General features: G+C 49.0%; 18 protein-coding genes. 9 read left to right on the top strand and 9 right to left on the bottom strand.

Annotation, left to right across the window (positions count from 1 at the left end):
• Positions 1-24 precede the first annotated feature (24 nt).
• The 3 genes from KIS29_00550 to KIS29_00540 form a co-directional block, all read right to left on the bottom strand.
• Complete coding sequence (locus KIS29_00550; GenBank protein MBX8638812.1) at positions 25-810, bottom strand: nucleoside phosphorylase; 786 nt, start codon at positions 808-810, stop codon at positions 25-27.
• Positions 811-1,194, bottom strand: coding sequence for a glycine cleavage system protein GcvH (gene gcvH, locus KIS29_00545; GenBank protein MBX8638811.1), 384 nt, complete (start codon positions 1,192-1,194; stop codon positions 811-813).
• A gap of 104 nt (positions 1,195-1,298) precedes the next feature.
• Positions 1,299-1,613, bottom strand: coding sequence for a hypothetical protein (locus tag KIS29_00540; protein ID MBX8638810.1), 315 nt, complete (start codon positions 1,611-1,613; stop codon positions 1,299-1,301).
• A 262-nt stretch (positions 1,614-1,875) separates the two neighbouring features.
• Here KIS29_00540 and KIS29_00535 point away from each other — a divergent pair, with 262 nt between their 5' ends.
• Positions 1,876-2,127, top strand: a complete 252-nt coding sequence (locus KIS29_00535; GenBank protein MBX8638809.1) for a hypothetical protein — start codon at positions 1,876-1,878, stop codon at positions 2,125-2,127.
• Here the strand turns inward: KIS29_00535 and KIS29_00530 are convergent.
• A complete protein-coding gene (locus KIS29_00530) occupies positions 2,111-2,605 on the bottom strand; it encodes a hypothetical protein (GenBank protein ID MBX8638808.1) in 495 nt (164 codons plus the stop codon). The two genes, KIS29_00535 and KIS29_00530, sit on opposite strands and share 17 nt — an antisense overlap.
• Before the next feature lie 116 nt (positions 2,606-2,721).
• Between KIS29_00530 and KIS29_00525 the strand changes: the two genes are divergently transcribed.
• The 6 genes from KIS29_00525 to KIS29_00500 all read left to right on the top strand — a co-directional run bounded on the left by KIS29_00525 (position 2,722) and on the right by KIS29_00500 (position 10,378).
• Entirely contained in the window at positions 2,722-3,903 is a 1,182-nt protein-coding gene (locus tag KIS29_00525) for an amidohydrolase (protein ID MBX8638807.1), read from the top strand.
• A gap of 83 nt (positions 3,904-3,986) precedes the next feature.
• Positions 3,987-4,769: an enoyl-CoA hydratase/isomerase family protein gene (locus tag KIS29_00520; protein ID MBX8638806.1), complete on the top strand. Its 783-nt coding sequence runs from the start codon at positions 3,987-3,989 to the stop codon at positions 4,767-4,769.
• Positions 4,770-4,860: 91 nt separating this feature from the next.
• On the top strand, positions 4,861-5,400 hold the full coding sequence (locus KIS29_00515; protein MBX8638805.1) for a GTP-binding protein: 540 nt from the start codon (positions 4,861-4,863) through the stop codon (positions 5,398-5,400).
• Positions 5,401-5,460: 60 nt separating this feature from the next.
• On the top strand, positions 5,461-9,477 hold the full coding sequence (locus KIS29_00510; GenBank protein ID MBX8638804.1) for a hypothetical protein: 4,017 nt from the start codon (positions 5,461-5,463) through the stop codon (positions 9,475-9,477).
• A gap of 123 nt (positions 9,478-9,600) precedes the next feature.
• Positions 9,601-9,810: a hypothetical protein gene (locus KIS29_00505; GenBank protein MBX8638803.1), complete on the top strand. Its 210-nt coding sequence runs from the start codon at positions 9,601-9,603 to the stop codon at positions 9,808-9,810.
• Positions 9,811-9,904: 94 nt separating this feature from the next.
• On the top strand, positions 9,905-10,378 hold the full coding sequence (locus tag KIS29_00500) for a dCTP deaminase (protein MBX8638802.1): 474 nt from the start codon (positions 9,905-9,907) through the stop codon (positions 10,376-10,378).
• Here the strand turns inward: KIS29_00500 and KIS29_00495 are convergent.
• Positions 10,365-11,387 carry a class I SAM-dependent methyltransferase family protein gene (locus KIS29_00495; protein MBX8638801.1) on the bottom strand — a complete coding sequence of 341 codons (1,023 nt, stop codon included), beginning with the start codon at positions 11,385-11,387 and terminating at the stop codon, positions 10,365-10,367. The two genes, KIS29_00500 and KIS29_00495, sit on opposite strands and share 14 nt — an antisense overlap.
• Positions 11,388-11,399: 12 nt before the next feature.
• On the opposite strand from KIS29_00495, the gene dph5 reads away from it, so the two are divergent.
• A complete protein-coding gene (gene dph5, locus KIS29_00490) occupies positions 11,400-12,200 on the top strand; it encodes a diphthine synthase (GenBank protein MBX8638800.1) in 801 nt (266 codons plus the stop codon).
• A 7-nt stretch (positions 12,201-12,207) separates the two neighbouring features.
• Here the strand turns inward: dph5 and KIS29_00485 are convergent, their stop codons facing one another.
• The gene (locus tag KIS29_00485; protein MBX8638799.1) at positions 12,208-13,071 is read right to left on the bottom strand and encodes a hypothetical protein; all 864 of its coding nucleotides are present in this window, start codon (positions 13,069-13,071) and stop codon (positions 12,208-12,210) included.
• A gap of 101 nt (positions 13,072-13,172) precedes the next feature.
• On the opposite strand from KIS29_00485, the gene KIS29_00480 reads away from it, so the two are divergent.
• On the top strand, positions 13,173-14,942 hold the full coding sequence (locus KIS29_00480) for a cation:proton antiporter (GenBank protein ID MBX8638798.1): 1,770 nt from the start codon (positions 13,173-13,175) through the stop codon (positions 14,940-14,942).
• A gap of 16 nt (positions 14,943-14,958) precedes the next feature.
• On the opposite strand, the gene KIS29_00475 is transcribed toward KIS29_00480, so the two are convergent.
• The 3 genes from KIS29_00475 to KIS29_00465 form a co-directional block, all read right to left on the bottom strand.
• The gene (locus KIS29_00475) at positions 14,959-15,849 is read right to left on the bottom strand and encodes a DUF72 domain-containing protein (GenBank protein ID MBX8638797.1); all 891 of its coding nucleotides are present in this window, start codon (positions 15,847-15,849) and stop codon (positions 14,959-14,961) included.
• A 311-nt stretch (positions 15,850-16,160) separates the two neighbouring features.
• Entirely contained in the window at positions 16,161-17,702 is a 1,542-nt protein-coding gene (locus tag KIS29_00470; GenBank protein ID MBX8638796.1) for an aldehyde dehydrogenase family protein, read from the bottom strand.
• A gap of 70 nt (positions 17,703-17,772) precedes the next feature.
• The gene (locus tag KIS29_00465) at positions 17,773-19,632 is read right to left on the bottom strand and encodes an NFACT family protein (protein MBX8638795.1); all 1,860 of its coding nucleotides are present in this window, start codon (positions 19,630-19,632) and stop codon (positions 17,773-17,775) included.
• Positions 19,633-19,734: the final 102 nt, after the last annotated feature.

Genomic DNA, 19,734 nt, shown 5'->3' with positions numbered 1-19,734 from the left:
TCCCCTGCAAAGGCAAAAAAACATCTATTTCCTGTCAGAGCGAATAATATTCCTCGTTGCCTCTATACCGACAGCTATGCAGTTTTCCATCCCTGTTTCCGGGTCGATGACATCTTCGGTATAGTGCCAAGGTGCAACATCTGAAACAAGGCATACTCCTCCTCCACGGATCCCCCAGAGTGTGGTTAATGTCAGAACCGTCCCCATCTCCATCTCTATATTTTTCACACCCAGTTTTTTTGCATCCCCAAGACTGTTTTCGGTTCCTGAAAGAGCGAAACCGAGATGGGACATGGATTTTATGATGCCCTTATCAATTATTTTATTTTCAGAATAGAAACCGTCAACCGAAAGCGTAAGACCAGACTGATAACGCAGTCCTAATTTTTTTGCCGCTGCCGTCAGAGCTGATATAATATCCGTGTGTGCAAGAGCCGGGAAAGTGTCTGGAACATAGCTTCTGCTCGTTCCGTCCTTTCTGTAAGCTCCTGTTGTTATGACAAGATCTCCCTTTGTGAGTCCGTTGGCGATGCCACCCGAGGTCCCAACCCTGATGAAAGTGTCAGTGCCTGTATTGGCCAGTTCCTCCATCAGGATCGCGGTAGATGGCCCGCCAATCCCCGTGGATGCAACAACCGCCTTTTCACCTTCAAGCGTTCCTGCCATTATGTTGTACTCCCGTACGCGCATGATATTTTTCGCGGAAGAGAGTTTTGAAGCAATCTTCGGAACCCTCTCCGGGTCGCCGCAGATAAGCGCATATCTCGCTCCTTCTTTTTCCGTGATACCGGTTATTATCTGCCTTGCCATTTATTCACCAATTGCCTTCCTGTAGGCTGCAGGTGAAAGAAGTTCCGCGGAATCCGTTTCTGCGTCAGGTTCTATTATAACGAACCAGCCCTCCCCGTAGGGGTCCCTGTTGATGTTTTCGGGCGATTTTGTCAATTCCTCATTTAACTCAGTTACAGTTCCGCTTACCGGTGCATAAATTTCAGAAACTGTTTTGACAGATTCGACATTTGCGACAACATCGCCCTTCTTTACCTTTTTTCCTTTCTTTTCAAACTCAACAAAAACAACGTCAGTGAGCTCGGATTGGGCATGATCGGTTATGCCGATCTTATAGTTCTTTCCTTCCCTTTTCAGCCATTCGTGTGTTGCAGTGTAAAGCAGTTTTTCAGGAACATTGCTCATTTCATATCGCCTTCCTGTTCCGTTTCACGGCTCAGGACAATACCCCTATGCATTTGTGTCTATTATTTTTAATTAGCTGTTGCCGGAACTGGTCCTGTGTTCTCTCACCTACTTTCGTCTTGTACTCTGTGGAGGATGAACTCTGATGTAAGCGAATCTCTGAACTCTTTCAGTTCGCCTGATACAACCAGAATGGCCAGCGAAGCGATAATGGTGAGCGTCAGCAATATCAGTGAAATTTCAAGGTAGGTAAGCGGTGGTCTGGCCAGATCGTACCAGGCTGCCAGGGAATCTGTGAATCCAAGCGGCAGCACGACTAAGAATTTGCCGATCTTGCCGTATTTCACAGAAGCAAATGTCATGAAACCGAACATCAGATGTGCAACCATGGATGAGCCCCTGTCCAGAAGATGAGGCAATAACAAAGGAACGTAATTCAGCGAATACATATGTTGAATGGCCGGAGACAGTACTCCAGCAGGAAGCGTATAGACAAGGGCAAGGCTAAATAAGTTGTAAGGTTCCGCCAGAAGGCCGATATAGACTGCATTTTCCCAGAATGAAAGGCTGAATCCGTAGAAGAGTCCTGTCAGTCCATCGCGAAGTGTGACTTTCCTGAAGAGCCTGATGAGAAAATATGCAATTCCTATTTCAAAGGCAGAGGTGAGCAGTCCGTAGGCGATGTATGTCGCAATTTGGCCTGTTCCGAAGAAGCGGGAAAACGTCGTTTCAACAACAATTTTTGCAGTTATTGCAACGAAATATGCGGCAGATGCGATGCCAATCAGCGACCAGCTTTTCCTGAAGAAAATGATCGGAATTGAACCTACAATTATTGCAGTAACAGGATCAAGAAAGAGCGTTGAGTTTATATCCAGCCCTTACCACCCCGGTTACGCAGGCCATTTCAACCAGATCAGTTCACGACTGTAACCTGATTCCGGGACAATTTCCTCATTCCTCTGTCATACAGTTTTCCCATTATCGCCCCGAATATCAGAGATATGAGCAGTCCTGCAGTCACGCCCAGCACGTAGTATAGGAGACCATATCGCAGATCACCCAGTCCAAGGAGGACATTGAGCACGAGCCACATTATAACTCCAAAGACAAGTCCCTTCGACGTACTGCTGCTGCCCGGCAGATGACCATATACCGCACTGAATATCAGGCCGAGGATCAGACCTATTATGATGCCTCCGATGATTGCTGCCACAACGGCAAGTGACAGCGTGAGATCATACAGGGAAGCCGCACTTATCGGCGAGCCTGCCGGAAGGGAGGATTTCAGAACAGAAATTATTTCGCTTTTGAAAATTGTCAGAAAAAGGACACCTAATACTGAATCCAGTATGCCGTATACTATCCCCGCCAGCAGGCCGGCTTTTGCCCCCTCAGCTGTATTGCCCATAGTCAGGTAGCCTCAGGCGGTGAAAGAGCATACCGGTTATTAATCCTTCTTTTGCAACGCATAAAATGTTCCACCATTAATCACATCCGTTTATATTCCAAATCGATTGTACCGTTATGCCTTCAATAATTGACGAAGCGCGTGAGATCGAAGATGAACTAATTGAAACAAGGCGTAAACTTCATGAAAATCCGGAACTCTCTTATCATGAGGAGGAAACATCCTATCTCATTTCATCAAAACTCCGCTCCCTTGGAATTAAACACAAGACAGGCGTAGGCGGCTACGGTGTCGTAGGTCTAATAGAAGGACGTGAAAAGGGACCATGCATAGGCCTCAGGGCGGATATGGACGCACTCCCTCTAGAAGAGCTGGCTGACATACCCTTCAGATCGCGGAAGTCCGGAATAATGCATGCATGCGGTCATGATACCCACGTAGCCATGCTTCTCGGCGCTGCCGCACTTATCATGCGCCATCGTGACCATCTCAAGGGGACAGTTAAACTTATTTTCCAGCCGGCAGAAGAGCACGGCGGTTTAGGCGGAGCAGAACCAATGATAAGGGCGGGTACGATGGATAACCCGAAAGTGGATTATGTCTTCGGCCTCCATATAAGCTCGCAGTACCCCTCCGGCACCATAGCGCTCCGACCCGGGCCCATAATGGCAGCGCCGGACTCGTTCAGGATCAGGATTATCGGGAAGGGGGGCCACGGCTCCTCACCTCATGAAACGATTGATCCCTTGTATACAGCCGCCGAACTGGTTTCGGCTCTTTACGGGATTCGTTCACGAATGATAGACCCTGTCGAGCCATTTGCTCTCTCCGTATGCAGTTTCCATTCCGGAACAAAGGACAACATCATACCTGACGATGCACTTCTTGAAGGTACAGTGAGAACATTCGACAGGATTACCAGAAGAAGGGCAAAATCATTGGTGGAACACATCTCAAAGTCTGTCTGTACTTCAACAGGTGCAAAGTGCGAGGTGAAATTTATTGAAAATGCTTATCCAGTGACTGAGAACGACCCCTCCGCAACCAGGAGGGCGGAGGCAATACTCAGGGAGCTGAAGGGCATCCGTGTGGTTGAAGCGCGACAGATCATGGGAGGAGAGGATTTCTCCCGTTTCCTTCAGAGGGCCCCCGGAACCTTCTACTTTCTGGGTACGGGTAACAGGAAGAAGGGATGCGTCTATCCAAACCACAGCTCGATGTTCAAGGTCGATGAAGCGGTCCTGAAACTTGGAACTGCCTCGCTTGCACAGATTGCCATGACTTTTGGCTCAGGGTGAACATCCCATGTCAAACATTGGCCTTGTTTCTTCTACAAGTCGGGAATGAAAATGATTTATTCAACAAAATGTATGTGAATGGCATGTCCTTTGTCTCATACGAAGATCTTATAGTGGAAAAAACAGACGCCATTCTCTTGCTCAAACTGAACAGGCCGAACGTGCTCAACGCATTGAACTTCAGACTTGTGGGCCACATTGCTGAAACAATGAGGGCCGCTGACAAAGATGACGGAGTAAAGGTAATTGTGCTTAGCGGAAACGGAAAGGCATTTTCGGCAGGTGCGGACGTTGCCGACATGTCGGGCAAGAGTTTTGTCTCCTTCGAGCATGAAGATGATTTTTCGGTCTGGGATGATATGCTACGCTGCCGCAAGCCAGTCATAGCGGCTGTTGAGGGTTATGCACTTGGGGGCGGATGTGAACTCGCTATGTCATGCGATATCATAGTTTCATCCGAAGGTGCCAAGTTTGGCCAGCCTGAAATAAATCTCGGCATTATTCCCGGAGCTGGGGGTACCCAGCGTCTGACCAGGGCAATAGGAAGATACAGTGCCATGAGGTACATACTTACCGGGGAGCTTTTCACCGCCCAGGATGCACAGAAAATGGGACTCATAAGCTCCCTCGTTCCGGATGGGAAGGCGCTCGAAGAGGCAATCAGGATTGCAAAAGTCATATCGCAGAAATCACTGATACCTATTATGCTGGCCAAGGAGGCGGTCAATGCATCACAGGAGCAGGGACTTCAGCAGGGGCTGAGATATGAAAGACAGCTCTTTTACGCACTATTCTCCACTGAGGACAGAAAGGAAGGAATGGAAGCGTTCCTGAAAAAGAGAAAGGCCAGCTTCTCGGACAGGTGACAACCGTTAATTTCATTAAATGAAAGCATAATGAAATATATTTATCAATGATTGTTGCAATAGCTGAAGTGACATCGGCATCTAGGCAAGGGTGATTTGGCTGAACGAGGAAATTAAGACAAAGATTTGTCTGGTCGGGGACAACAATGTCGGCAAGACGAGTCTGATCAGGCGATTCGTACTGGATACATTTGACGACAAGTACACTTCCACAATAGGCACCAAGGTCACGAAGAAGGAGGTTACCGTCAAGAAGGACAACGGCCGGGATATAAATCTTTCAATGCTCATATGGGATATAATGGGTCAGAAGGGGTTCAGGGAACTCCTGCGCGAATCTTATTTCTATGGTGCTGAAGGGGCCATTTGTGTTTGTGATGTTACAAGCAGGGAATCGCTTGAGGAGCTGAAATACTGGATAAAGTCGATGGAGAGCATAACCGGCCACATACCGATGATTTTCATTGGCAACAAGTGCGATCTCACGGACAAGGCCACAGTGACAAAACAGGATCTGGAAAAGGTTGCAACTTCATATGGCTCGCCGGCAATGGTCACCAGTGCCAAAACGGGCGAAGGTGTGGAGAACGCGTTCATGCGGCTGGCTTCTATGCTGACATCAAGAAAGTAGGAATGGGCAATTGCTCCTTTGAATGGAATCCTTTGCTCCAACAAACGGCGGCGATTTAGGATGAGGTCTGGTCCAAATTTCAGAGGAATATCAATTGTGTTCATATCTCTCATCATTCTTCTCCCCGCATCATATTTCGTCGCGACCGCCACAGCCAAAGGATCGGTGCCTCAGCCGATTACCACGACATTCTACCTGCACGATGACCAGCATGGATCGGGTGATTATTCAAAGAGATTCGACTGGGCAAACACATCAGTGCCGTATAACCCGCCGAATCCCTACTTCATAAGCAACAGTTATCAGGGCATCGCCCTTAATGCGGACGCTCCTGACAACTCGTTTAAATGGATTGTTTTTCCGGCTGCCGGAGTGCCAATGGAACTGAGCGGGACAGTCAATGTAACCCTTTATCTGACACCATCAAACACATCAACAGGAAGTCCAGTGGATATCGCAATCAGTCTGCAGAATGTGACCAGTGGAAAATCTTACAATATATCTTCCGGCGCCACGGGGGATATTTCGCTTGTTCCGAACGAACGCGTCTATGTCGATTTGGCAAAAATTTCATCATATACTCTTGCGGCAGGGAGCAGCATTGTCCTGAATGCAACAAGAATCGACAGTAATGTTTTCACGAGCGTATATGTCGAGTTTGACTATAACAATGTCCCTTCGAACTTCAGATTAAACATTACACCGAGGATCTCCTCGCTGCAGGCTAATGTTAATGACGGAAACGCCGTGTATGATAATCAGAGTCTCCTGATTCAGGCAAATGTCACAGATGCGCTCGGTTACAGTGATATTGCGGGTGTTTCCCTCACCATAGTGAACAGTACGGGCTACGTGGTTGCTTCGGGCCTTATGACGAATTATTCAGCGGGAGGCTACTTCCGCATATTCAATTTCTCCTCAGCCCCCATCAGATACGGCAGCTACACCATCGAGTTCAGGGCGTTTACGGCGGCGAATCTGACGGGTTATCTGGAGTCTTATTACCTCAACAGCTCAATATACGTCAGACCGTCCCTGGAATATTTCTCTCTACCCGCAACAGTTAATGTGACTGCAGGAAGCACAGAAACTGTCAATTCCTACGCAGTTGCCGATAACGGTGCCGTAATGCAGTCATTTAATGGGACCGCTAACGTGATACTCCTGTCCGGGAACGGAAGCCGGGTCAGTGCTGCAGAATATGTTCCAGGAACAGCTATGTTCAGAAATGGCTATTCAGCCATGAATCTGACCATATACCTGTCAGGCAATTTCACGCTTCACATCGTATACGGTGCCGTTTACGGTTCGTCGTCCGTTGGCGTGGTCGCCTCTTACGTGAGCAGGATAGTGATCAGCCCGGGCAACTACTCTATGGTTGCGGGTGAAACTGAAACGTTCACTGCACAGGGATTTGACGTATACGGCAATCTGAACAACAGCTGGTCCCCGCAGTGGAATGTTACGGGGAATATAGGCAACATATCACGGACTGGCGTATTTCAGGCACTGAGAAACGGAACCGGAAGAGTGGTTGTTTCCGACACTGTCAGCGGTGCAAGCGGCTATGCGTCAGTCTCAGTGTCCTCGGCTCCGCTCTTCACACTTGAAATAAGTCCATCAAGCGAGACACTCATGGCCGGACAAACCTATTTCTTCAGTGCCATCGGGTACGATGCGTACGGCAATCAGGTGCAGGTTGAAAATGTACTCTGGACAACCAATGCCGGAACGCTTTATGTCAACGGGAGTTTTGCTGTGCTTAATGTATCGACGCAACCTCTCTCCTCAGGCTACTTAGAAGCAGCCTCTGCAGGCGTCACTGCTCAGGCGCGTCTTACGGTGGTGCCTTCAGCATTCAGTCCCCGTTTCATCTCAGCAATACCTGCAATGCAGGAGCCTTCTAACTACAGCTGGCAATTGAATCTGGCGCCCTATGTTCAGGATCCGAATGATCCGTACCTGGCAAATCTGCAGTGGTTTCTGTACGGCGGGAATAGCCTCTTCTATACATACGGCTCGGGTTCCTTCGGTGACGCAAATATTACATTCGTCTCATACCCCGGTGTCTACGGATTCGTCAATGCCACACTTGTGGTTGTAAACCGTGAGGGTTACTCTGCGTCAACCGAACTGCAGATAAAAGTGCTTCCCGTTCCGAAGTGGAACGCATCGATGCCGCATTATCTGGCAGTCCAGGACGGCGTTGCATTCTCATTGAATTTTACATATTTCCTGGGGTTCGCACCTTACGCGGTTAATGATATGAAAGTAACAACAACCTCCCCGTACGTTTCCAGGAACGCGGATATGCTGACATACCTTTTTCCATCCGCAGCAGTGCATCAGTCTTTTCCCGTGCTCATAACAGCGTCGGGACCGGACAACATGACTGCAGGTTTCATACAGATAGTGACGGTTTCACCGTCTGTCGCGCCTTCTGTCGATGTCAGGAACGCACCGCCTTCATTTATATCGATAGACAGGGGCGAGACTGAATCCCTTCCCTATACCCTCAACAGCTATTTCTACAGCACAACTTCCCTGTCCTACTCCGTCTATTCAACTGTCGTATCCGCGCATATTTCTAATTCAGGATCGCTAGAGCTGAGTGCACCTGCCATGCCTTCAACGCTTCAGGGCACACTCCTCATTGAGGCCAACAATACGCAGGGGGAGTTTGCCTTCCTTCTCATCAGAGTGGGAATTGCAGACATCGTTACACCGCCTGCCGTTGCGCCGATACCAGTAATCAGGGTCCATTATGCCACGGACGGCGGAACGAACTATGCTCTCTCACTGCTTCCCTATGTTTCGGACACATATGTTCCACTGGATCAGATATCAGTGCTCACGGGTTCGGACATGATTCTGTTCAGCAGGGGAAACTTCTCTCTGCTCTTCTCAATGCCGGCAAATTCAAGCGGCGGTTCGACCTATCTGGGTCCTTACTGGTACAACACTTCACTGCTCTTCATAGGAGGACCAATTTCACCGTCATCAAATGATTCGGTGAGCATCACCATCACAGTCTATGTATCATCGCTTGAACCGCCTGCGGTCATGGAAGGAGTTGTATTGCCGTCGATAATAAGCGTACCTGAAAACGGTGTTTCGCAATCCATCAATCTGTCTGCGCTCTTCTTCTCACCTCAGGGTGAACCGCTCAGTTTCTCAGGCAGCGCCTCCAATATTTCGATTACGATATCATCTGAAGGACTCGTGAACATTGCACCGTCAAAGTATTTTACCGGCAGCGTTAGGGCGGATTTTTTCATAAACTCAAGCGCAGGCTTCATCGACTACAGTGTTGTCATTTTTGTCTATCCGATCGAGATACCTCCTACAGTCTCCATTCCGGCATCCGTCTACACTAGGTCTTCTGTCTTCATCATCAATCTCTCACAATACATCAATAATCCCAATCATGAACCAATCTCGATCGCTGTTTCCGGCATGGGCGCTTCAGCAATAGGCAATGACATCCTGATATCGCTTCCGTCAGGTATTGACGAGGAAACAATCACGGTGTTCGTTTCAACTCTGCAGGGGCATGTGACGGTGAGCACAATATACGTTCATGTCAGGGCATCACCTGTTAACATCTATGCAGTCTCGTTCTATGCTCTGCTTTCGCTGGTTGCCGTCCTTGGTGCAGCGCTTTTGTATATGCGTTTCAAACCACATCTATTCCGGCTCGAGACCGTTCTTCTTATAAGCAACGACGGTCGGCTCATATCGTCACACAACAGGGAAGGGTACGAGGGAGTAGACCGTGACATCGTTGTAGGAATGTTTACGGCCATACAGGATTTTGTGTCAACTTCATTTTCCGGCACGGAAAATGCAGAATCCGTCAGGAGAATAGAACTCGGAAGATATTCCATTTCAATAGACAGGGGGAGGAACATATTCGCCATCTCCATTTATTCCGGTCAGGCACCAGGAGGGTGGAATGAAAGGATGAGTGCGTTCGTCTCTTCTGTTGAAAGGAGATATCAGTCGCTGGAAAACTGGGACGGCAGCCGCTCAAGTATCACGGGCATCGATGATATGATTTCTAAACTTTTTCAGTGAATCTTCTTCTAACGAGTGAAACCGTGCTCCTTCCGGGCATGTACTGCATATTATTTGCAATACTGATATTCTGGTTATATTGCTTTAATAGCCAATTCATGGATTAAGAAGCAAGGGACAGGCATGAGCAGTCAGGAATTGCTGATTGATACGGCGCTTCGTTTTCTTCGGGAACTCAATCGCGGAGAAATGGAAAGTGCGGTTAAGGTCGGATTTCTGCTGCTCGGACTTATGATGGGAAACACCTCAAAGAGCGACGCAACGAAGATGGTTTTGCCTACTCCTCCCCCTCGCAAGGCAGATAAATATCAAGTTGCCCCCTTTATCAGGTGATTTTCCCCGATAACCTGTCCCGTGATTTTTGCCTCAGGCAGTGCACGGCCAAACCGTGAAGAGCATAAAATATCGAGAGCGAATCAGTGGTATTATGTGTATACTCAGCGATTCACAGATCTTCCGGCTGGCTTCTGAAGGAAAACTCATTGCCGCCGGTTTCAGTGAGCAGTCCCTGACCCCCAACGGATACGACCTCCGCGTCTCTGAAGTCATGCTGCCTGACAGGTCAAAGGAATCCGCAGGGATCGCAAGAATTCCATCCCTCTCCAGATTTGCCGTATCGACGATTGAGAAGGTTCTTCTCCCGGCAGATATCACTGCTCAGCTCTGGCTGCGCAGCAGTTATGCGAGGAGAGGAATAATGGGCAGTTTCGGAAAGGTGGATGCCGGTTTCTCCGGCACTCTCACTCTTTCGTTCTTCAATTCTTCTTCGGAAGAGCTCATGCTTGAGCGGGGGGACAGGATAACCCAGATTGTATTCGAGAAGATGTGCGGTGAGGCGGAAAGAGGCTACGGCAGCCGCTCGGGACATTACCAGAACCAGAGTGAAATCAGACTCGAATAGCGCCGGCGGAGCTGTATTTCCTGAGAAGCAGATGATATATGCTCCCGCCGGCTGAATAAGTCTTTACCTTCCTGATATCCTCAACCCTGACGCCCATTAACCCTTCGAGTTCACCACATCTCTCATTAAGTGTGCTGTCTTCTATGAGTTCATAGTAGTCAATTACGCCGCCACCGGCAAGCATGGACAAAGCCTTCACCAGCATACCCGACGATCCCCTGGGCAGATTCATTATAACCCTGTCAAACTCTCCGACAGAGCTGATTTCGGCAGAATCCATCCTGTGCGCCGTTATGTTTGCAAGTTTGTTGATCCTGGCATTTTCCCTGAGGTAGGAAACAGCGTAATGATTGATGTCATACGCCTCTACGCTTCCGTCGACTGTTTTGGCCGCGGCATATATCGAAAACGGGCCCACGCCAGCAAACATGTCAAGTATTTTCTCATTTCTGCCTATCGTCGAGGCAACTCTATTTCGCTCAGATGCAAGGCGGGGGGAGAAGAATGTCTTCGAAACGTCAAGCCTGAACCTGAAGCCGTATTCTGTCAGCACTGTTTCGGTGCCGCCTTTTCCTGCGACAAGCTCTACAGTTCTTGTTCTGTATTTTCCACCTACTCCGTCATCCCTGAAAACACTGTCGACCGATCTGTGCATAGAAAGGAGGGCATTTCCTATATCGCTTTCAATGCCCCTGATTTCCCGAGGTATCTTTATCAGTATCTTCGTTCCTATGACGTCGTAGGAGGAAGGCAGCAGTTCCTCTCTGCCCTTATATCCGGTAATCAGTTCCCTGTAATCGCCGACAACCGGTCTCCTTTCCGAGAAATCGGCAAAGCATTTCTCCCACATCCCATCGGTATGCTTAGGGAATTCTGACACGGGAAATATCAGATACTCTCCATCCCTTACGATCTCGAGATTCCTCTGTATAAGTCCACTGCTGCGAAGAACATTCTTTGCCTTTTCAGCGTCCCTGAGCGATACTCTAATGCCCTTGTTGTACATCAACTGCCGGGAAAAATGGGAAGGCTTGTATTTGTAGGTGCAGGACTGAACGGAACGGGCAGCCTGACGGTTGACGCGCTTCAGGAGATATCGGAAGCCGACTGCATATTCATGGAAGCATATACGACTTTTATTCCGCGAGAATTCGAGGAAGAACTGTTCAGGCGGACGGGGAAAAGAGTAAAACGCCTTTCCAGAGGTGAAGTTGAACGAGGCAGTATCGTAATCGGGGCTGCGATGAAAAGCAGGTGTGTCTTTATCTCTGGCGGAGATCCGATGTCAGCAACGACACACGTTTCAATGAGGCTGTCTGCGAAGAAGCATGGCATCGACACAGTTATTATTCCTGCCCCATCCATCCTCACCGCCGCCGCATCATTCCTGGGTCTCCAGCATTACAGATTCGGCAGGATAGTCTCCATGCCGCAGTTCACCGCGTCCTTCAGACCGGCAAGTCCCATCAGAAATGTGGAATTCAACCTGAAAAACGGCCTGCATACACTCGTGCTGCTCGACGTCGACGAGTCAAGAAACTACTACATGCAGCCCGACGAATGCATGTCCCAGCTGCTGGAGCTGTCATCCAGGGAACGTTCGACAGCCTTCAGTGAGGAGCGTATAATTTGTGTGGTGTCGAGGGCCGGGATGAAAAGCATGGAGACAGTTGCAGGAACTGTTTCCTCAATGTTGAAAAGAGATTTCGGCGAACCGCCGCACTGCATTATTATACCATCGAAACTTCATTTTGAGGAAGCGGAAGCGCTTGTTGCATTTTCAGGTGCATCTATTGATGAACTGAGACATCTCATTGACTGATTAGCCATCAGTACAGTGCGATGGCTGAAACCCTGTTCCTTGATTCGCTGCCTTCCCTCCGGCTGAAGATCGTTATTTCCTCCGTTACCGCGAGTCTTTCAAACTCTTCTGCCAGCAGCATGCAGTTATCTGAGTGTCCGTCTGCACATTCCACGAACAGTCCTATCCTCTTCACATTTCTTGCTGATTCATGCATTTTTGAAAGGAGGCCGGCAACCGCCTTCCGCTCCCAGTTGCTGCCTATGATGTATTCAACCGAATAGCTGCCGCGGTAATGCCTCCCCTTCAGCGATCCCAGCCACTCCAGATCGGAGGCAATTGAAATGTCCTCAAGAGGGGAAACTATTATCCTGTTCATTATTGCAAGCGCCCTGGAGAGCGTCAGGTTCGGCGTGCCTTCCACCACCAAATTGTTGTCGAAAGAAATAGTTATATTTGCAGTTTTTTCTATCCTCAATAGCGCCCTTCGCGCTTCCCCCTTCCTCATTGCCCCCTCAACATTGAAAGGCATCGCTACGGATGCTATGGACGGAATCGAAAGGGCTGCTGCAATACGGGCAACCGACACACATGCTGCGCCTCCGGCGATCCCGCCGAGTCCAGCCACAATCATCAGACAGTCGTGTCCCTGGAGCGCACGCCTGAGTTCCCTGACAAAATGAAAATCAGCGAACTTTACGAATCTGTCATCCATGTCGCTGAGCGACAGGACTGCGGCATCAATCACAAGCTGCGCATCTTCTGTAACATCGACGCTCAGTTTTTCCGCATCTCCGAATGCCGACGCAATGTTTTTTCCGCCTCCTCCGCATGAAATCAAAAGCGGTCTGATTCTCCTCGCTTCAGGCGTACTTATCCTCACGACTGACAATATGCATCACTTTCAGGTTTCACTGTATTCAGCTTATCAGAAATGAAATTTTTGATATTACCTTTATAATGGAATATTTGGCTGGATGATCAGGTAGATCTTTGCCCTCTCTAGGATACGAAGGAATGGCCATACTCTTCACTGCAGCAGCAGTCGTCAGTATTCTGTTCAGGAAGCTGCGGCAGCCGCTCATTCTGGGATATATCGTAGCCGGCGTCTTTTCGGCATCCTTCCTGGTTTCCGACACAAACATCATTTCACTGATATCCGACCTCGGTATAACACTGCTTGCATTCACTATGGGAATGGAACTGAGCCTGAAGATTCTCAGAGAGATTGGCAAGAAAGTCATCATGGCAGGCATTATCGAGCTTACACTGATGATTCCTGCAGGTTACATCGTTTCCTATGTCATGGGATGGTCTCCAGCAACCGCAATATTCTTTGCGGCGGCTTTTGCGCTCACGAGCACAACGGTCGTCACGAAAACAATGAGGGACTGCAGACAGACAATAAAGTCTTACTCCGACCTTGTCCTGGGACTGCTTGTTGTCGAAGATCTGCTGACTGTTGTTATACTCGCATTCCTTTCGAGTGCCGGAACCCACAGGGCGATAAATCTCATACAGCTGCTGGAAGTAATGGGCGGAATGGCTTTCTTCGCGGCAGTCAGCATGATACTGGCAATAAATGTCATCCCGCGCATCATCAATCATATAGTAGATCTCGGGAGTGATGAGATCATAGTCATAACCTCACTTGGTCTGTGCTTTGCGCTCGCACTCTTTGCAAAGGAACTCGGCTTTTCCTTCGTAATCGGAGCATTCATCGTCGGAGTGGCTGTCGCAGAATCGGATCATAAGGACAGGATATATTCGAAAATGGTCCCTGTCAGAGACATATTTCTTGCTGTCTTCTTCGTATCTATAGGCACACTTATACAGACCTCCTACCTCATTTCCCTGATACCGGTCGCAGTTATCCTCGGCCTCTTTTTCGTATTCTGGAAATTTATTTCCGTCACATTTGGATTTTCGTCTATGGGTTACGGACTGCAGAATGCATCTTATGTCGGCATTGCAGCAGGCGCGATGGGCGAATTCTCATTTGTCATTGGCAGCCTCGGCCTGCAGTTCGGCGTATTCAGCGGAAAGATTTACACACTCATCGTTCTTATATCGACAGTCACAATAGTAATACTTCCACAGACAATCAGAAGAAATGAAAAGATATACGGCGCAATTAGAGGCAGAGTACCCAAATCCGTTGCGCTCTATACCCTTGCGATAAGAAATTTTTTTGACAGGGCACTCGGGCAGATCAGGAATCCTTTTAAGATGGACAGATCTTCGCGTGCAATGTTCGTCACGTTCCTTCTGAACATGATGGTTGTCATCGCGATACTGGTAATGACAAAGTATTTCGTCAGCTACACATCGAGTCTTTCCTTCAGGATCGGGGCGGATACGGTTCTCCTGTACCTGGGCTACGTGGTAGTTGTCGTCCTCCTTCTATACGCTTCGCTCAACACACTCATGAATGAGGCCGATTCATTCTTCGGAAGAGAGGAACTGAAATACAGTTTTGTATCCAGGCTCATCAAGAGGATACTGATGGCCCTCTACGTCATAATGGGATATATCGTGATTGCATCAGCGCTTTCAAACCTCTTTTACATCGAGCCGATGATTGCGGCAGTGTCTGTAATCGCCTCGGCACTGGTGATATTTCTCCTCTGGAAGGGTGTTTCGGATTTGCAGTTCTCCATACCCTCTGCCAGCGGCAAGCCGGCAGTCAACGGAAAGACGAAGACTGAACCCGTTACAATGAAGGGCGGAGAAAATGACATCCTCGAAATGCTGATGAGATAGCTGTTTTCCATCAGGTTCAGAACGATCCGAGTTTTACCTGATCAGTTATGTGTATTTCCTTGGGCTGGTGCGGGATGCCGAGCATGTCCATCAGTTCAAGGGCGTTCTTGGCAGCCTTGGCCCTTCCATGGTTGTTAAAGTAAATTCTTACAGTCCTGCAGCGCTCCGATGCCTCATCTATTCTGGGAATCCAGCTCTCCAGCTGTCCCCTTGAATAGAGGTAGTCGTATCTGTTGATTCTGCCGTCATCCTCGCCTGCCTTCCGGTACCAAATGTCCTGGTTTCTGCCATGAAATCGGAAATAAGCATGTTCCGCGGTTATTTCACTGGTCGGCATGAAGGCCGGGCTGTCTACAAACACCTGGCTGCATCGTAAATCCCTGAGAAGTTCGGTGATATCCGCCCTGAGTTCCGCTCTTTCCTCAGAGAGCCAGCTTCGGTCTCTGAATTCCACAGCCATGTCATAGTGTCCCTCGGCCATGCTTTCTGCTATCCTCCTCAATCCCTCGATATCGGCAGAGTCTTTCATTTTGAAATCAGGGGGAAGCTGGAGGAGCGCTGCGCCCATTCTCCCTGCAGACTGGAGCGGCACAATGCATGTTTCCTCAAACCTCCTCAGTTCTTCCCTCGCCTCCCCGATCTTTCCCGAGGGGAGGAGTTCATGCGATATCTTCTGCGGCAGCTTGAGTGAAAACTGGAAGCCGCTAAAATCGGATGTTCTGTCAATCCATGCGTTTACGGTGGTTCTTCCGGGAACTGAGTAGAATGTGCTGTTTACCTCTGTCGTCATGAAGAATGATGAATAATAACGCAACCACTCAGAGTGCCTGCCAGCTAAGCTGCGCGGGTAGAACGGGCCAATCCAGTCGGTATAGGACCAGCCGCTGCAACCTGTTAAAATATTCACGCTATATTATTCATCCTGTGCACTAATAAACCTTTACACCGCCGTTCCGAAAGCCATCTGTACTGCCATATATTAATAGGAACGGAACGGATCTGCGTACCGTCGCAAGCTCAATTCCGGATGACTCTTCGTGACTCCGGCAAAATAACCTGCGACTACAGTGCAGCGCTTAATGGGTCCCCTTTGGACTGGGACGTGCCGTCCCTGAGTGACACTGGGACAACCCCGCTGCACAACACCCCGGCATGGGTCAGATGCGGGAGTGCGCCGAGCGTTCCGTGAACGCAGCAGTTAATGCCGGGGAACACAGCTCATGAAAACACTGCCTGCGTCTGCTCCCTCATGAACTGCAGCAGATAGTAAAGGCCGCCTGCCCCCTTTCCGGTTGAACCGCTCATCTTCCAGCCTACAAACGGCTGGGCTCCGACCATTGCGGCAGTCGTTGCACCGCTACCCTTGTTTGCGTAACAAACTCCTGCCTCTATCTCATCGAAAAACTTTTTAATCTGGCTGCTGTCCTCGCTGAATATTCCGGCTGTCAGTCCGTAATCAAGCGAGTTTGCCATCCTGAGAGCCTCATCGAAATCGTTATATTCAACCGTGACAAGAACGGGCAGAAAAAGCTCTTCCTTCAGAAGCCAGGAATCAGGCGGAAGTTTATCAACAATCGTAGGCTCAATAAAATATCCTTTAGCCAGTTTCCCTTCCCGGATGACATTTCCGCCTGCCAGAATCTGTCCTCTTTCTCCTGCCTCAGCCATTGCTCTCTCAAACCGCGTGACCGCCTCCTCGCTTATCACGGGTCCAAGGTAAGTGCTCCTGTCAGAAGGATCGCCGATATTCAGCTTCTTTGTGAATGCTGCCAAATCCTTCAGGAATCTGTCTTTGACAGACGACTGTATAATTGCCCTTGACGCGGCGCTGCATTTCTGGCCCCCGAAGCCAAATGCCGCCTTCGCAGTGCCTTCCACTGCCTTTGGCAGATCGGCATTTTCCGTGACTATGACAGCATTCTTTCCTCCCATCTCGGATATGAAAGGCTTGAAGCTCCTCCTGTTAAACTTCCTTGCAGAGGAAAGGCCGACTTCTCTAGAGCCCGTAAACACAATACCCGAAACAGCCTCGTTTTCCATCAGTTCGGTGCCGACGGTATCTCCCGGACCTGTGACATAACTCAAAACACCGTCCGGAATGCCTGCCTTCACGTAAATCTCGTGTAATTTCAGGGAGAGAAGTGGAGTATAACTGCTGGGCTTCAGGACAGCAGTGTTTCCTGTAATAAGCGCGCCCGTGGTCATTCCACATGAAATCGCAAACGGAAAATTGAAAGGTGCAATAACACCCCACACTCCGTAGGGTCTTAGAACGCTCCTGTTTTCTTCAGCCTGCGATAAAGTGCCCATTGCTGTCATGTATCCTTTATTCACAGTCATCAGTTCGCTATAGTATCTCATGAAATCTATTGCCTCATCAACGTCTGCCACTGCTTCGAACCTGTTTTTCCCGTTCTCCAGTGTCATCATTGCTGCAAGTTCGAATTTCATCTCCGCCGCAATCTCTGCGGCCTTCATGACAATCGAAATCCGTCTCCTGTAATCGGTGCCGCTCCATTTATGGAATGCGTCGGCAGCAGCTCTAATCGCTATGCCCGTCTCTTCCCTGCTGCAGCTCTGGAACTTTCCGATGAGCATTTCTCTGTCCGAGGGGGAGCGCACCTCAAACGTGCCATTAACGGATATGTACCTGGAATTGCCAATATATGCAGGATAGGTGCCACCGATACCCTTCAGTGAAACCTGCAGAGCATCGTCATATCTGGAGTGAAAATCATTCTCACTGCCCGAAATCTTCATCTTCTGGTATGTTGCCTCATTCGTAAACGGCATCGATTCACCCTTCTTGTGATATCCAAAAGAATACTTACTATTTTGTCTCCACGAATTTTACTGTGCCGTCAAGATCACTGTTCCCGGGGGGGAGTGCAGATACGATTGAATCCCTCGTAACCCCCAGCGTTTCCGCCAGGACGGACGCTATCTGCTCTTTTGTCATTGATCCCGGAATTAACTTTACGAATTTCAGCGCATTTGCTTCCATTGCCCTCTGGGGTCCGCAGACAGTCCTGATTTCTCCTTCATATCTTACTGTGCCGATCGCAAGCTGTAACGGAAGCTTGGGGAAATAATTCCTCTTGCCTCTGATTACAAAAGCACCCCGCGGCAGAAATTCGCCGGTCTGCGGTGTCTTGCTGACCTGTTCCGGCATGACCCAGTAGGCAGAGGCGCTGCCAATTTTGGAGTTCCACGCCCTTGAGAAGCTCACGGCAAAAATACATGCCTCCTCAAGCGTAATATCCGTTGCCGTGGCGTTCCATTTCACGACAGTGCTCGGAGCTCCGTAGATATCTGCATGAGCGTACCTGTCGCCGGAGGACATGTGTTTTGATACGAGCCTGTCATTTGTCCTCGCATCCCTGCCGCCCACAACAAGACAGCCCTCGCTGCTGACAAACCACCTGTAATCCTCGAACCAGAATCTCTTCGAAGATTTCCTCATCACCAGGCCGCGTGGCATTTCCGCCTCCTTCGGCTTCTGTCTCTCTATTTCTTCAAGCGCTTCCCGGGCTCTCCTGAGTTTCCTCTCAATCTCCTTGACGCTGTCGTATATCGAAGAGACGACCGTATGAATGTCCTCGTTAGGATTGAAATCGAATTTCACACCATCCACGTCGAGGATTACCCTGTTCCTGTTCATACGTCTGTAGCTGTAATCAAGGGTTTTTCCTTCCCTGATGGCAGATACAATCTTCTCGAAGTCCGCATATTTTTCGTAAGTGGATTGTGCAAATTTTTTGGCTTTGTCTCTTTCTGACGTGAGCCTGTCTATTGCCTCCTTCTGTTTCTGTATTAATTTGCCGTGTCTATCCTCCTCGCCTCCCTTTTCCTCCTTTTTCCTTTTTGTTATGAATTCGACAATTGCCTCGCTTATGGAATTGAACGGTTTGCTCTCGAGGTCTGAAAATATGGTGAAGGGAACAGGCGTGAACTGGACAGCGCTTCCGTTCTGGTAGTAAACGCAAGGCGATGGATCCGTGTCTGTGGTGTGTATCATATCTCTGATGTTCTCCGACATTGCCCTCACTTCCCGGTCAGACAATTCAGACGGCTTTCTGTTTCTTTCCACTCCGGCTCTAGCACAGACCTCCTCCGACATGTCTGGGCCGAGGCCTGCCATCGTCGCAAGCGATCTGACGGTATCCCCCCTGGAAGCTTCAAGCAACCTGCCCAATGCATCAGCGTCTGATATCAGCGGGTCAAATCTGCTTTGAGGGAGTTCATAAATCATCCCTGCCTTTGTCTCAAATTTGCCTCTCCGGTCAAATTTAAGAGCAGAAGCCACTACGCCATTCTCGGCAATGATCGCGTTGCCTTTTCCAAAGAGTTCGAATACAATTTCAGATCCTTCAGGCCTTGAGAATTTAATCCTGATGACCCTGTCGAATCCTGCCTGTTCGATTCCTGTGACCCTCGAGTTGTCGAATTTCCTCCTCACCGCAGAAGCAAAGTCGCTCATCACTTCATTCTCATCATGCTCTATTCTGTCGGTCAGGCTGAGGAAGAGATCGTCTATCAGGAGGAGCTCCTTCTTTGAACCCTGCAGATTGAACCGCAACGAAAAGGGCGAAAGCCCGTAGGCCTTCTCCGCATAGGAGCCCTTGAGCACCTCCATCTCTTGCCGGATGAGCCTGACATCTAGTGAGGTCATTGAGTTTTTTGTTTTCAATCCTATCTGACTTCCGATTAACTTACTTATATAGGTTAATTTTCAAGTGGTGAGAAGCCATTTCACAAAAAATTAATACGGCGGTCAGTTCTCTGAGCGAAT

The organism is Candidatus Sysuiplasma jiujiangense, from assembly GCA_019721075.1.
GTDB lineage: Archaea > Thermoplasmatota > Thermoplasmata > Sysuiplasmatales > Sysuiplasmataceae > Sysuiplasma > Sysuiplasma jiujiangense.
The sequence above is the reverse complement of the archived record's forward strand: the minus strand, read 5'-3'. Positions and strand labels throughout refer to the sequence as shown.

Excerpts from the sequence above, each read along its gene's own strand:
- KIS29_00510 (MBX8638804.1), top strand. The coding sequence starts at position 5,461 with ATGAGGTCTGGTCCAAATTTCAGAGGAATATCAATTGTGTTCATATCT.
- KIS29_00525 (MBX8638807.1), top strand. The coding sequence starts at position 2,722 with ATGCCTTCAATAATTGACGAAGCGCGTGAGATCGAAGATGAACTAATT.
- KIS29_00550 (MBX8638812.1), bottom strand. The coding sequence starts at position 810 with ATGGCAAGGCAGATAATAACCGGTATCACGGAAAAAGAAGGAGCGAGA.
- KIS29_00500 (MBX8638802.1), top strand. The coding sequence starts at position 9,905 with ATGTGTATACTCAGCGATTCACAGATCTTCCGGCTGGCTTCTGAAGGA.
- KIS29_00530 (MBX8638808.1), bottom strand. The coding sequence starts at position 2,605 with ATGGGCAATACAGCTGAGGGGGCAAAAGCCGGCCTGCTGGCGGGGATA.
- KIS29_00520 (MBX8638806.1), top strand. The coding sequence starts at position 3,987 with ATGTCCTTTGTCTCATACGAAGATCTTATAGTGGAAAAAACAGACGCC.
- KIS29_00505 (MBX8638803.1), top strand. The coding sequence starts at position 9,601 with ATGAGCAGTCAGGAATTGCTGATTGATACGGCGCTTCGTTTTCTTCGG.
- gcvH (MBX8638811.1), bottom strand. The coding sequence starts at position 1,194 with ATGAGCAATGTTCCTGAAAAACTGCTTTACACTGCAACACACGAATGG.
- KIS29_00535 (MBX8638809.1), top strand. The coding sequence starts at position 1,876 with ATGTATGTCGCAATTTGGCCTGTTCCGAAGAAGCGGGAAAACGTCGTT.
- KIS29_00470 (MBX8638796.1), bottom strand. The coding sequence starts at position 17,702 with ATGAAGATTTCGGGCAGTGAGAATGATTTTCACTCCAGATATGACGAT.
- dph5 (MBX8638800.1), top strand. The coding sequence starts at position 11,400 with ATGGGAAGGCTTGTATTTGTAGGTGCAGGACTGAACGGAACGGGCAGC.